This is a genomic window from Haloferax marinisediminis (assembly GCF_009674585.1).
Classification (GTDB): Archaea; Halobacteriota; Halobacteria; order Halobacteriales; family Haloferacaceae; genus Haloferax; species Haloferax marinisediminis.
Window position 1 is genome coordinate 36,655 of the sequence record NZ_WKJP01000006.1, and the last position, 14,416, is coordinate 51,070.

Annotated in this window: 9 protein-coding genes and 1 pseudogene; 4 read left to right on the plus strand and 6 right to left on the minus strand. The window is 54.0% G+C overall.

Translation table 11 applies throughout. The annotated features are described in order from the left end of the window. Positions 1 to 324: 324 nt before the first annotated feature. From GJR98_RS17010 to GJR98_RS17030, 5 genes are all read right to left on the minus strand, one after another. Positions 325 to 2,064 carry an ATP-binding protein gene (locus tag GJR98_RS17010; RefSeq protein ID WP_151139936.1) on the minus strand — a complete coding sequence of 580 codons (1,740 nt, stop codon included), beginning with the start codon at positions 2,062 to 2,064 and terminating at the stop codon, positions 325 to 327. After that, on the minus strand, positions 2,061 to 2,741 hold the full coding sequence (locus GJR98_RS17015) for a hypothetical protein (RefSeq protein ID WP_154269889.1): 681 nt from the start codon (positions 2,739 to 2,741) through the stop codon (positions 2,061 to 2,063). The genes GJR98_RS17010 and GJR98_RS17015 overlap by 4 nt, the downstream gene beginning before the upstream one ends. A gap of 85 nt (positions 2,742 to 2,826) precedes the next feature. Next, a complete protein-coding gene (locus GJR98_RS17020; protein ID WP_151139937.1) occupies positions 2,827 to 4,101 on the minus strand; it encodes a DNA double-strand break repair nuclease NurA in 1,275 nt (424 codons plus the stop codon). Next, positions 4,101 to 6,812: an AAA family ATPase gene (locus tag GJR98_RS17025; RefSeq protein WP_151139938.1), complete on the minus strand. Its 2,712-nt coding sequence runs from the start codon at positions 6,810 to 6,812 to the stop codon at positions 4,101 to 4,103. Before GJR98_RS17025 ends, GJR98_RS17020 begins: the two co-directional genes overlap by 1 nt. Continuing rightward, a complete protein-coding gene (locus GJR98_RS17030; protein ID WP_151139939.1) occupies positions 6,809 to 8,299 on the minus strand; it encodes a metallophosphoesterase family protein in 1,491 nt (496 codons plus the stop codon). Before GJR98_RS17030 ends, GJR98_RS17025 begins: the two co-directional genes overlap by 4 nt. A 397-nt stretch (positions 8,300 to 8,696) precedes the next feature. On the opposite strand from GJR98_RS17030, the pseudogene GJR98_RS18030 reads away from it, so the two are divergent. The 4 genes and pseudogenes from GJR98_RS18030 to GJR98_RS17050 form a co-directional block, all read left to right on the plus strand. Next, positions 8,697 to 8,947: pseudogene (locus GJR98_RS18030) on the plus strand (MFS transporter); the annotation flags it as partial. Positions 8,948 to 9,392: 445 nt separating this feature from the next. Continuing rightward, positions 9,393 to 10,307, plus strand: coding sequence for a metallophosphoesterase family protein (locus tag GJR98_RS17040; RefSeq protein ID WP_191965524.1), 915 nt, complete (start codon positions 9,393 to 9,395; stop codon positions 10,305 to 10,307). Positions 10,308 to 10,495: 188 nt separating this feature from the next. Then, positions 10,496 to 11,935: a hypothetical protein gene (locus tag GJR98_RS17045; RefSeq protein ID WP_151139941.1), complete on the plus strand. Its 1,440-nt coding sequence runs from the start codon at positions 10,496 to 10,498 to the stop codon at positions 11,933 to 11,935. A 67-nt stretch (positions 11,936 to 12,002) separates the two neighbouring features. Next, positions 12,003 to 12,671, plus strand: coding sequence for a type II toxin-antitoxin system antitoxin SocA domain-containing protein (locus GJR98_RS17050; protein WP_151139942.1), 669 nt, complete (start codon positions 12,003 to 12,005; stop codon positions 12,669 to 12,671). A gap of 153 nt (positions 12,672 to 12,824) precedes the next feature. On the opposite strand, the gene GJR98_RS17055 is transcribed toward GJR98_RS17050, so the two are convergent. Further along, positions 12,825 to 14,021 (minus strand): tyrosine-type recombinase/integrase, encoded by a 1,197-nt coding sequence (locus GJR98_RS17055; RefSeq protein WP_151139943.1) that lies wholly within the window; start codon positions 14,019 to 14,021, stop codon positions 12,825 to 12,827. Positions 14,022 to 14,416 lie beyond the last annotated feature (395 nt).

Genomic DNA, 14,416 nt, shown 5'->3' on the forward strand with positions numbered 1-14,416 from the left:
GTACGAACTTCATCAAGTGCCAACCAGTCCGAATATAGAACAACGATATAGTCCAAGTGACAAATGTCAAAAATAGATTACACTATCTACGTGAAGATAGGAGATTCAGTCCGACCACTTGCCGACGTCTCGTGCTGTGGCCCGAATCTCTTGGAATCGCTTAGATATCGTGTCAGTCGAAATTTCTGCCGCGGATGCTGCTGCACGCTGTGGTATGTCTTCGAAACCAGATTCAATTCCCGCAGCATATACAGCGGCTGCAGCGATGCCGATTGGCTCAACAGAAAATGAACCGACCTGTGGGTCTGAACTGAGTAATTCGGGTTATCTATCTCCTAGCAAGTCGACTTCACCGCTCGAATCACCACCACCCATATCAGCACCTTCGGACCGTGTCGGTTGTTCCTGCCGCTGCTCGTGTGCAGTCCGCCATTCCTCTGTTGCAGGAATACTATCCGCTCCGTGCTGTGTGTGGCGCTGCCGAACCTGAATCAGCACAGGCGTGTTCATCGCGTCTCCAGACACCACTGCTTGCCCTGGTGTGAGTCCTGGTAGTTCTCGGAGAACGTCTTCACCAGCAGCTTCAACACTGCTCTCGATGGCCTTCTGGTCGGTCGGGTTCTGTATCTTCATCGTGACCTGTGTCCCACACTGAGAGAGGACGTCCTGGTCAATTTTGGATGGTCGCTGACTGATGATGCCGAGCCCGAATCCAAACTTCCTGCCCTCGGAGGTGATTGTCCGCATGATTCCCAACGAGGGAGCGTCACCGGTCGCTGGCGCGAATCTGTGACCCTCTTCAAACAGCGAAAACAGTGGGAATTCGATGATGTCACCGTCGAAATTCGGGTCGTCACCGCGCTCACGAACGGCAGCCAGCCTTGCCTGATACAAACGACGGAGAAGCACCGTCGCAATCATCTGCTGGTCACGACGACTCAGCGTGTCCATCTGAAGAACGGTACATCGACCCGGTGCAACGAGGTCGTCAAGTGGGACGTTCATATCCGTCGTGAAGAGTTCGTTGCGTTGGATAGAACGGCGAAGACGCCACTCGAGCGCACCGACACTCGCGTCGTCCGTGCCGTACTGGTTCCGCATCTCATCCAGTAGTTCGTCGACACCCCACGTGCGAGATTCACGCTGTTGCATTGTTCGCCACCCCTCAGCAAGTCGTTCTTGCATACGATCACTGGGGTTGTCCAGAACAGCCATGACGTCTCCAACGCTCAATTCCGAAATCCGAATCCGGAGATTTTCTGGGGTGAAATACTCGACTTCGGGTCGGTACCCGTCTTCGCCAGCGAACATATCTTCTCCCCGCATCTCCGAGAGACTCCCGTACTCCCCGTGTGGATCGAACACCAACAGTGACGCTCGAACGTCTGGCTTCATCATCTCCTCCATCAGAACACCGGCAGTGTACGACTTCCCAGAGCCAGTAGACGCGAGGATGGCCAAGTGTGTCGCAGCGAACTCGTCGATGGGGACGTGGAGATCGACCGCACCGGTTTCGCGGTTGAGCAACCACCCCATGTGAGCGAGGCCATCTCGTGCTGTGACGTCGACCGAGCTCAAGGTTACCACGCCACTTTCGGTACGAGCGTCTGCAGCACCCACACCGAGGTTCGGGAGGACTGCCTCCAACATCGCGTCCGGTGCAGTTCGGAGTTGCGTTCCCGGCCGTGGAAGTTGGCGCGGGTTAGAGAACGTTTCCATATTGGTGTCGTAAAAACCGATGACAGTCGCCTCGAGCCGATAGAGGTCGATGTCTTCCGTCGGGACTCCGAGCGTCCCAGCGACCGCCTCTGGCGCGACATGCGGGTCTGCCATGAACGTCTCGGGGAGGCCCCGTGCCTGCTCGCGGTTGGTAACGCGAGCGATGACATCCCGAGGCGTCCCCTCGACAGTCACCGAGTAGGTGATGAACTCACCTGTCTTCACCGCTTGCTCGTCCGGGGTGACAATGAAGAACTCGTTCGGTCCATCTCCTGGGCCAGCTACGGTACCGATAAGGTCTCCATTGCTCCCAGTCGTCGTGGACGAGGAGGGTGGTGTGCTCATCGCATCACCCCCCGATCAACAGATGACTGCCATCTGATGTCCTTCTCGATGACGTTCAGAACTCGCTGGTGTTCTTTTGCAGGGAACGACTCACGGAGACGTTCGACCAGTGCCAGTGTGACTTCCGCACCGAGTGGACCGGCGACATCTAGTAGCCGCTCGATGTACGCGAGTTGAAGCCGCCCATCCTCGGTGGTGTGGAAGTCGCGGGTTACGCCATCTGGACACCGCTCGACGATATCCTCAACGGCGAGTGTCCACCGCGGCATCTGTTGGGTCGGGCTCTCGATAGTCCCATCGTCGCCAATTACTGCGGTACCCAGCAGGGCGACACCCGCGAACTTCGTTCGTTCCTCGACGTATCCCGGTGTGAACTGCGGTTGGTCACCCTGTGCGAGCCGCGGACCGGACCGCCCCTGGTCAGGGTCAACAAGCTGGGTGTCGTAGATGACGCCCATTACGACGTACTCGTCTACCCCAATCGTCTTTTTCACGAATACGGGCTGGCCAAATCCACATTCGTCAGGGGCGGGAGCACGCTCTCGGTCGGTTTCGTTGTAGATTTCGACCGTGTAGTCGATGTGGCTGTTCGAACTCACAATACTGCCTATCGCAAGACAGTCGTCGACTCGGTCGTTCTGAGTGCCGGGCTGATTCGTCGTTGGTGCGTCGCTCATTGATTGTGGAAAGTCGTGGAGATAACGGCTCCAATACCGTAGTTGAGGAGCGATTCTGTCGCCAACACCGAGCGTGTTGTCAGTATCATCGTCGGCGGAGTTCCTTGCTGAGTGCTTTAGCATCCCACTCCAGAGGCACATCGTTCGTCTCGGCCCACTTCTGGAGGAGGCGGAGGAACTGTTGTCGGTCCCGCTGGTCGAGCACAGCGTCGGTGTCTGCTTGTTGGAGTACTTCTGGATATCCTCGGCCAACTCCCGCTTCGGCTCGAATAACATCCAGCACGTACTCGTATAGACTCTCATACCCGGATGGTCCATCCGTGTCCAGCAGCCAACCAGGGAATTCCAACCGGTCGAGGCCTTCTCCCGGTGGAACTTTCAGATATGAAAAGTGAATCTCGTGGCTGAAGTCATACTCTTCGCCGCGATACGTCGCAGTAAGTGCGTCGACACTGCCATCACGACGGCACAGAAACGGGACAGTTGAGTCTCCCCAAGGGCTCATCATCCCTGACAACACTCTCGCGTCTGGAATTGTTCGGTCAGCACCAAGTTCGTCCTGAAGCAGCAACCGTGTCATCTTCGACAACTCAATCGCATTGGTTCCTGCAATGTACCCGACGAGTGGTATCCGATGGTGCTGACTTGCAGCGATGAGCTCGCTGATTGCTGAGAGATATCGGTTCCTAATCTCTGGTCGCCTTGGGTTTGCAAATGAAGCAACGAGCGGACCATCGTAGAGAACGACCGGTTTCCGTTCAAATGCGCCGCCCCCGTGTCGCTCTGCAAGGTATTCGATTTTGTCGATGAGCAGGTTAGCCTCGTGTTCGTATCGCTCAAGGCCGACGAGAGAGCTGTCGACGAACCGGTACTCGTCATCACCATCCTCGCCACCCGAGCGTGTCACGTCCATTGGATCTAAGAGTCGCCCCTCCCTCCCACGTTCGAGTCTTCCCTCCGGCGAATGGTGGTTGAGACACCATGCCGCCTGCACATACGCGAGTGGAATGTTGAATTGCTTCGTTGGGGGTATCTCTGACCCATCAACGGCGAGCATTGGAACGTCCATAAGGAGATCACGTGCCCAGTCGTTGACCGCCTCGTGGCTATCCCAACTGTCGGATGCCTCGTGATGAATCACGAGTGAATCTGCGGAATCGAACCTATCCGTTGGGAGTGCACCGGGATACGACGAAGACGATAGGTCGGAGCGGAGGTCACTCGCATCACCCATCTTCGGAAGTCGGCGAAAGGCATCCTGGTAGCGCTCGACGAAGTAGCCATCGTCCTCCAGATATGACCGGATGACTTCGACATTGTCGTCGAGTGCCGCCGCGACTTCGGACTTGTCGAACGCCATTAGTCGCTCATCACCTCCGACGTCTGGTTCGGTTTCTCGATGGTTACGCTGTAGTCAGTCATCGAGTCGAACGTGGAGTCGTGGCTGATGACCGTTAGCTGCTCGAAGGCGTCCAGTCCGTTGAGTTGCGCGACGAGGTTCGCTTTCTTGTCCTCGTCGAGGTTTGCTGTCGGCTCGTCGAGGAAGGCGATTCCGAGTCCCGAAATCTGTTCTAAGATGGCCAATCTGACCGCGAGTGCCGCAGCCATCTTCTCGCCGCCGGAGAGGGTTGAGAACGACTTTCGGACGTCAGCGTCGACGACGACGATATCGTAGTCGGACGTCCACTCCAGTTGTTCTGCCTTTCGACCGCGAATCGACCGGAAGATGGTGTCGGCACGCTTGCCGATGCGGTCGGTGATGACGTCACGCATCTTTGGCCCGGCAGCACGAACGTTGTCGCGCACCCACGTGGCGAACTGCTGGTCTGCAGCGAGTTCGCGTAGCTTTTCAATCGCTTCTTTCCGTTCCGACAGTTTCTCCTCTAAGTCCTCGACAGTGGCTGCGACTCCCTTGAGTTCCTCTTCCTTCGCGGATTTCGTTCCATTGAGGGTGTTAATTCGTCCTTTGAGTTTCTCTATGTCCTTGGAGAGAGACTCGTACTCGTCTTCGTCGAACGATTCCCTTTCGTCCTGGAAATCCTCGTTCAACAGATCGTGTTCTTCCCGAAGATTCGCAAGCGCTTGCTCTATCTCCGCTACTGCCTCCTCTCGTGCCTCCAGTTTGTTGGCAGTCTGCCGATTGCGTTCGAACTGCCGGTAGTCGTCTTCGCTTTCCTTGAGTACCCCTTTCACGCTCTCCAGTTCATCTTCGACATCACCGAACTCGGCTATTTCCTCATCCAGCTGGGCCATCTCGGCCTCAACCGACTCAATCGACTCTTCGACATCCACGAGTTTATCTGGGGCATCGGCGTACTCTTTCGCTTGAACCGTCGCCGTCCGGTAGGCGTCTTTCGCAGCCTCAAGTGAATCGCGCTCGTCCTCAAGGTCGGGCATCTGTTCGATTCCCTCCGTGAGTGAGGTTATTTGCTCACGAGTTTCCTCGCGCTTTTTGGCGAGGTCACCGAGGTCTTCTCTAAGTTCGCCTGCCCGACTCTTGTGCATGTCCAACTGCGCGACTCGTGTCTCGACCCGTTTGGCCTCCTCGAGTTCGTCCTGAAGTTCGGAGAGTTCCTCGTTGAAAGCCTGACGTTCCTCTTGAATCTCCTCGAGCCGTCCTTCCCGCTCTTCGATGGTCTTCGTCCGATGCTCACCTTCCAGTGGTTTACCGCAGGTCGGACACGGTGAATCTGCGTCAGCATCTCGAAGGTTTTCTAGGCGCTCGCGAAGTTCAGACTCTTCTGAATTCAGTGACGCGAGCCCACCCTTCACCTCACTTTTTCGGTCCCGAAGACCGCCTGCATCCGCCACTTCGGCCGCTTCGGTTTCGATTTCCTCAATCGTCTCAATCGTTCGCCGTAGTTCATCGAGGTCATCCCGGGCGTCGGTGTCGAGTGAATCAATTTCACCACGGAGGCGTTCGACTGTCTTGCGGTCGGACTCCAAATCGGAAATCCGTTCGTCGAGTTCCTCGTAGCGGTCCTTATCCGACTCGTGCGTATCGATGTTCTCCTTGGCCTGTTCGTACTTCTCTACCTGCTCCTGAAGTGTCTCTTTTTGCGTCTGGAGGCGCCCGAGTTTGCCGTCCCGTTCCTGACGTTCCTCGCGTAACTGGTTCAGTTCTGAGAGGTCGTCTTCGAGTTGGTCTTGGCGTTCCTTTGCCTCGTCGTACTGCTCGTATCCTTCACGAGCGGCCTCGCATTTGTCGGCGGCTTGTTGTGCGGCTTCGAGTTCGTTCTCTGCGTCACCGAGCGCGTTCTCTTTCGCCTCGATTGCTTGCTCTTTCTGTTGAATCTTTGTCTCAAGTTCCGTAATTCGTTCACTGATGTCATCTAGCTCTTCGTGTCTCTCTTCGACCTCGGAGAGCTCGGAACGTGCAGATTCTATCTCGCCGGAGATCTGTTCGACTTCCTCCTCGAGCTTTCTCTTCTCCTCACGTTCCTTGGGAAGGCTCTGTACTTCCCCCGTGAGTTCGCGGATGTCTTCTCGCACGCGCCGGCGCTCGGCTTCAATCTCGTCCGGAACCCCCTTCAAGACGTTCCAGGAGTTCTCGTAGGCGTCGATGCCGAGTAGTTCGTCGAACGTCTTCTGTCGATTCCGAGCGGTTTGTGCGAAATCAGAGAGGAACCGTGTCTGTGGGACACCGAGGCACGACTCCCACAGTTTGCTCAGTTCGTCGCCATCCTCGAGATTGAACTTCGCGCAGAGCCAGTCGACGAGTCCTTTCTTCGAATCGATATCTTGGTTTATCCACTCGTCGTTTTGACTGTCGTACCGTGCAACACCGTACTTCGAATACCCCGCAGACCGGGTCACGCGGTACCGCTGTCCTTCTTTGCCCTCGTCCAACTCGATGATTACCTCGACGATGCCGGACGAGGCCCCCTCACGGACGAATTCGTTGTTGTTGAACGGGAGCGAATCGAACAGGGCAAACCCAATCGCCTCCTGTATAGTCGACTTTCCGGAACCGTTCTCTCCGAGAATCGCGGTTACACCTTCCTGTAGTGGTACCTCCGTTCTGTCCTCGTACGACTTGATGTTCTCCAGCGTAACACCGAGTATTTTCAATTTGCATCACCTCTAGGGGCAGCAGCAGTCTGTTGTTTGGCAGTACTCTCCTCGCCCTCGTCACGTTCTGCAAAGGGGTCCTCACTGACATCCAGCGAGACGCCCGATGTAGCTTCGGGGAATAGTTCCCGGCGACTTTCAGAAACGACGTCGACGATGTCGTCTGTACTCTCACCGTCCTGCGCCATCCGATGTGCATCACCGAGGAGTGCCGCCACGGCGTCGGCGTGATTGCTGTACTCAGATTCGGTGGCGATGGTCTCGAAGACCCGTTGTTCTAATGCAGCGGTCTGCAATCGGCCGTCGACGAACACTTCTTCGTCGTCGAGTTCGGCAAGCAGTTCTTGAATCTCAGCCGTGGTGACGCGGCTGGTGTTCGTCTGTACGTACAGTGCATCGCACACAGTCGCGGTTTGGTCGGCTAGTTCGTCGACTCGGAAGCTCCCTCGGTCAAATTGGAGCGTTCCCTCGAAGCGGAGGTCGATCATCGGCTCACGACGTTCATTGCCCAGCAGGAACTCCTCACGGTCTAGGTAGTTCTGGAGAACACTCTGCTCGTCGCTCAGTTGTTCACGGAACGCGGTTTCGAGTTCACCTACCGACTCATAGGGTGTCACATCGAACTTGATGGTGTAGAACGGACGTCGCCGGGAATGCTTGTGGTTGACGTCGTGAGCGAGTTGTCCCGGTCCATCGTACTCATCGTCAGCCGGACTCAGGTCCACGCTGTAGTAGCCGTGGTTCCAGTCGTCTCGTGCCTCCGACGTGGAGTGTGCTTCAGATGACCCTGGGTTGTAGATCCATCCACTCGCATCGTAGCACTTGTGGATGTGCCCCAGTGCAAGATAGTCAACTACCTCACGCACATCTCGGAGTTCAGCGTGTGTCACGTTCCCGCCGAGTGCAGGTACTTCGTCCTCGATACCGAAGTGAGCCAGAAGCACCGTGTAGTCCGGTTGTCCGTGGTCCTCTGCTGTCTCTCGGATACCCTTCGCGACCTTCTCGAGCGCGGTGTCTGTTCGCGCACCCCGCCACTGCAACCCGAACACGCGGACTGTGCCGGTGTCTGTCTCTATGTCGTAGAAGCCAGCGTCTTCACCGGGTTCGTCGGCGTCGTATCGTCCGAACTGGGCGACCTCTGGATTGTTCTCTAGGTCAGCTTCAAGAAGAACGATATGTCCACGGCGATGGAGGTAATTTAGCCACGTCACCTCACGTGGGGTCAAGTTCTCGTCGTGGTTCCCACGAGAGACGAGGACAGGGACATCGTTAGGAACGACGCTGAGTCCCTTCTCAGCAGCTTCCAGAGCCTTCGGGCGGAGGTCTCGGGAGTGGAACAAATCACCGGGCAAGAGGATGGCGTCCGGATCGTCCCGCATGATGAGTTGTAGCGTCGCTTTGAACGTGTTCGTCATGTCGTCTTCGCGTTGTTTCAAACCGTACTGACGGTGGCCGAGATGTATGTCGGCAAGGTGTCCGATTTTCATTTGTTGATGTGTTTTGTGAATCGTGTTTGCTGTTCTCTACTCACTGGAATTGTGTTCCAGCAGGGAGTTTCGAACCAGGAAGGATTCCTGTGTATTCGATTTACTGACTTTTCTTCTGGCAGACATATAAAAACGAGCAAGGCGGGATGAAAGTGAACAGTCCCACCAGTGAAACACGCATGTCGGTAATGGGTTAGTCCCTACTCAACAGACTTCGAAGGAATCCTGGACTCTCAAGTCCTAATCGCTCCTAGTTGCTTAGTGCGGACAAAACGCCCCCTGCAAGAGTGGACGAATCCAGTTCATATTTGTCTCCCGCGTGAAACTAGAGCGTGTGATGCCCTCCATCGTCAACGGTCTCGTGTTCAGCTAGCCCTCTGGTAAGCCACTCGGCGTACTCCAGCTCTGTGGTGCCCTCATCTTTTCGTACATCGTCGAACTCGTTGCACCCACAGTTCGGACCACAGCCGTCTCCCTATTGACGAGCATTGGCCTGCTCGGCGCGTTTCTGCACCCATCGTGGCCGGCGCTATCATCGACTGGGCGGGATATAGCCTTGCGTTCTTCGTCGCCGGAGGTGTCGCCCTCATCGGGGTTCTGTTGGCATTACGTGCGCCCGAACCCGATTGCGATCTTCGAGGAATCTGATTCAAACAAGTGGTGATTCAGTCAACGACTTCAGACGTCCGCTTCCACTTGCATCTGATGTTCTAATGCCATATACTCCGTGCGTGCTGGGGAACAAACGAGACTGTCGTGCTGTACCCATCACTTCTATTCAGCATACCACTTCAGATAGACTCCCATGACTGTGAGTTTCTTACTAGCCGTATCCGCGTGGAGTACTGCGCCCCCAACTGGCCTCATTGAAGGGTGGCAAGAATGAGAATTGAATTCCTCTACATCGTTGTCCAAAACAGATAAGTCAGTGACGTCTGGTGGCTCAAGACGTGACGACGGCCGACGATATTAGACACAATCAGCCAGTTCCGGGTACTCTCAGGTTCACTATCAACAAAGTCGCCCATTCGCCCACGCCCCACGTGACGTCGAATTGACAGCGACTGACTCTGATGGGAACCAGTTCCAAATCGTGCTTTGGGAAAAACACGACGTCAATGGTGACTGGGTGATTAACGAGAAATACGCTCTTACTGGTGGCCGTGGAAAGCGATACTCGAACTATAGCCCTGAGGTTGTCATTGACAGCAACAAGGCCCTCGAAATTGAGCGCTTGGACTCCGAACCGTCGGCAACCGAACTCCTCATTGTGGGAGATACGCACATCGGATATCGGCATCGAGACCGGTCAGAAAAACGTCCGTGGGAACGGTCAGTCGATGCACGTGAGGGATTCAAACAGGCGTTAGAAGTGGCAATTTCACGCGGCGTCGACGCGATTGTCCATGCAGGAGATGTGTTCGATTATGAGGCAACGAAGTCGGACTGTATTGAGGTTACAGCCGATCTGACGGACCCTCTGGGAGCAGATATCCCGATGTACTACATTCGGGGGAATCACGACACAGACTATGGAATCGAAAGTTTACAGCAGTTCGCAGACGGGGCTGAGATGCGTCTTCGTCTGGGTACTGAGCCAATTACGCTGGGTAATCCTTCAGTCAATCTGTTCGGGATTGACTACACTGCCGGGGACTTACCGGAGGGAGGTATAGAATCGACTGCATCGACGTTTTTCAATCGGAATATCCTCGTCCTTCACGAAAAGCCATATCCAGTTACCAACGACCAAGGTTCGCTCATCTACAAAACCGGAGCTGATGTGTCGGCATTCCTCGAATCAGCGTCTATCGATATTGACCTCATCGTGACTGGCCACATGCACGTCAGTAAACAGGGTCGCGTCGTTGGTCATGATGTTCCTGTCCTCGTAACTGGCCCGACTTCGACGATAAGCAAATACAAGAAAGACAACAAACCCTCTGTTTGGCTCACGAGGGTTACTGAAGACGATTTAACGATTGAACGGCTGGAATTGGAATCATAATCGTTGATTTCGCCTGTATTGTTCGATTAAATCGTTCGATTAAATTCTCGATTGGTACTGTGAATACTCTCTACCATTAGCTGTTAGTAATGACACCACGCCTTTGCGTTTAGAAATTGATGAGCACAGGATTCTTTGACTGACAAATTACCTAACTTTATCAATCACGAGTTAATTGGGAGTGTTAGATGCGTGCAAGGGATGGCGGTTTCTTTGACTCCTACGATTTCTTTGGGAAGGCCATTCCAGGCGTTGTCTGGCTTTTCGGGATTGTCCTTTTGCTTCCAATGTCGATTTTCCCCGACGGGGAAACGACGGTCTTTACGATCCGAAATGTGGCGCTAATCTTGATTACCGGGGTTGCCGTCGGCTTGGTCTTCGGGGAGGGAATTCACAACGTAGCCGTGAACATTGAGCGGTCGTTCGGGTGGTTGAGGGGATGGCTGATGCGTCTTCGGGACGCAACCAGCAGTCATCGTCCATATCCCATCCTATTCGCTCAAGACGTGTTGCTGGGAAAAACAGGCGACCCTGAGGGACCACCAGACCAGACGGGAGATGAGAGCACGGTCGATGGAGTTGCTGACACGTCGGATGAGACTGACAAGACCGAGACTAATTTTAAGCCACGAATGCACGACTGGTGGGAGAATACGAAGTCAAACTGGTCCAATGATTTGAATGTGGACTGGGTTTTCCCTATCGAAATCGGACATGCCATGAAAGATTGGGCGAAACGACGATTAAAAGAGGTTGATACAGGACTCATATCCCACCGTGACCTGTTCGTCCGGAATCTTGAGGACCAAGTCCTTCCGTACCGAAATACTGAGAGCCGGAAAGAAACAAAGTACGAACTATTCGTGAATGCTGTAGAGAGCGAATTGGACGATCTCGACGTCACACTCGAGCGGGAAGGAAGTCGGCTTGAGGAACTCTACCCACTGATTACGACACGATTGGACGAGGCTCAACCGACGCGTGCAGGTAGCTTCCAATCCAGGTATTCATTTTGTCGAAGTATGTGGGTCGTTCTAGCCGGTCTTACGATAGCCTACCTCTCGGTCTTTGTCCACCAGAATAAACTAGCACTTCTGGATGCAGTATCTACGTTGCCGACCGACGTCGCCAACTTCACTGCGGAATCGGTCATACTACAGCTGGTTCTTGCTTTCTCACTCACTCTCTTTATTGGGGTATTGATAGAGTCGCTTGTGCTCGTGTTTGCACAAAACTGGAGAGAGAACGCTTTATCTTCGCTTATGACGGTGGGTCTGTATGTGGTTGCGGCTGGTGGTCTTGTCTTGTTTGGGGGCGACATTCTGGCTCAAATTGCCGGGTTGCTTGTCCATCTGTTTGTGCCCGTCCTAGGTTATTCGATTGAGCTCGCAGCTCAACTGACAGACATATACGCAACCCTGTTCAATTACAAAATTGACGAACCGGATATCCTGCTGTTCAGTGTATTCGGCGGATTAATCGGCCCACTCATCATTGTCCTTACAGTTTCGACGATAGCGTTCTTCGATGCGTCCGGTGATTACAAGGAGTACTACGTAGAATACTTGGTGACGGAATATACAGAAAAAGTACATTCATCCGATGGGGATAAGGACCCGGATGATTAGAACCAAACTCAGGCACTCGGCTGGCAGACTGCCCGGTATTGAGAACAACAACCCTGACAACTAATCTATGAGCCCTCAACTCAGCACAGAAGCGGATGTAGAGGAAGTACAGGAAGTCCTAAAGGAATTCCTCAGCAAGTATAAGTACCTCTACGAGATTCGCTTCCAGAAGCTTGTCTATGAGGCTGAACTATATTGTATAGAAAATTATGGGGCCCGGCTTACGACGGCGGAGTTCAAACCCTACATCTACGGAAGCTACTCAGAGACAATACGAAAGGCGTTGAATGATTTGGACGTCAAGAAAGATGTTGTCTATCGTAATGGTGGAAAGACAACGAAATACCTGGGCTATGGAGTATCTGGAGGCAATCTCCCGAATGCCAAAAAGAAGATAATCGAACGTGTCCATCAGCGGACAAAGCGGACGTCGACCGAAGAACTCGCTAAAGAAAGCAAAGCGAGTTGGCTCTACCAGAATCAGGACTACGACAACCCAATGGATTTCGAGGAATACTACGAGCAGTTAGGTAAGCTGGAAGATAGGCCTCGATACGATGAACAGAGACCAGTTCTTGGTGGCCAAGAGGGCACTGAAACAGCGGACGGAACTCAAGGAGAATCAGAAGACGACAGCTCAACAGCGGAGATTTCATCAGACGTCGCTCAATCAGCCCGCTTAATTCGATTGAATGTTGAGAATCCCGACACTTCTCAAGCAGAGACGACCACGTAGGTCGTGTTCAATTCAGGCAGCCTTTGTGCCTCCGCGTCTGTCAAGCATTTCAGAACAAAACCACCCCATAATTACAGTTACAATTGAGTAATAAATATGTTAGAGCCAACTTGTGAAATCTGAATATAGACAGAATTGGTGCATAGATTTTAGTTATTCAAACGCTATCTCCAACTTCTCATACATCCTCCTTCGCCGAGCCTTTCGCTCTTGCTCCCTCGACAGATAGTTCCGAAGCACGACCTCCGTCGACGAACTCCCCTGGTCTTCAGCAACCCCTTCCAACCCCTCAAGCACCTCACCAACAGCTTCTTGATACGCCGAGTACCAGAACCGTCGCCCCATCTTCGGTGTGGGCGTATCCCCATCAACGACCACGCCAGCACGGTCTGCAAGTTGCTTGAACCGACGACGAACCGTACTCACAGACACATGCCCCGTCGACGATGACCGAGAGGGGAACAGATACCCGTTCCATGTCTCACGGTCAGAAAGCACGTCAATCCGATTAGCGACCATATTGACCCCATACAACAGGGTCACCTCACCGGGTCCGTTCTTCCGCTCTCCATCACTGAACGACAGGTGTGGATCCTCGGCATCCAAGACCACCTGGTCAATGTGCAACGCCGCAACCTCGGAGGGCCGTAATCCCCACCCAGCAAGTGCAACGACGAGTAATTCCGCTTCGGGCGAATCCACCTCACTGTAGATTCGACGGACTTGCGACGCCGACAACGCCTGTGGGTCCGGTTCGCTCGCTTCCCAGCCAAACTCTTCGCCAGCCTCCGAGAGTGGGTTGTACTTTGCGTACTTCCGGCGCTTCACGAACGCATACCACGCTCTGGCGACGTGTAGGTACTCCAGCTTGGACCGATCCGTCGATAGCTCCTCGTCGAAGACGTCGAGGACGGCGAGACAGCGTTCGATTTCCCGCGGCTGCTGGTCTAACTCAGACAGCGGTCCGAGCAACGCATCTGTCCCGTGTAGCTCTCGGTAGGTCCGAACCCACTTGGCCAGTCGTGTCCGGTGGGTCTCGACGGTACTTTCTGCCCGTCCACCACGAGTTTTTATCGACGTGAGGTACGCGTCGAGCGCGTCGACGGTAGAGTCGTGGTCGACGTTCCACTCCCACTCCTCTGATTCCTCGTCTTCGAGGCCGACGACGTCGACAAAAAACTGCTTGGGAGTCAAATCGTGATGCTCGCGTAGCGCGTACGCGATTCCACTGCATCCGTGTTCAGTGAGCCAGTCGTAGGTCGGTACGTCTCGATCTTCGTTGAACCCATCACGATATCGCTTCGGTGCGATGTCTTGCCAGTAGACGTCGACGAGTTTGTCGAGGCTCATCTGCGACCACTTGTAGCGCTTTTCTCTCGGTCCCTCGTCTGAAGCCTCATCTTCAGCGTCCAAACCCTGGGAGTCGGACTGCTGACTCACGGCTTCTCACCAGGGAGTAACCCTCTCAATGCGTGTTGGGGTGATTCTGAATGTGAGATTTTCATTACTCACCGACTTTCTCCAATCTAGTTAATACTTTGGCTTGTGCAGGAGTGGACGTTACACAACTGCAATTAGTAAATAGGAGTCCCTGACAAGCGAATTTTCAATATACCAAATAGCGCTATACAGAAAATTGGACTGGGTTCCGTGGTTTGGGGTTGCGATTGTTTGAGCCATCGACAGTTACATATCTAGTGGTGTATGAAAATGGGCAACTACCAAATTCAAACTCACAGGTAGTA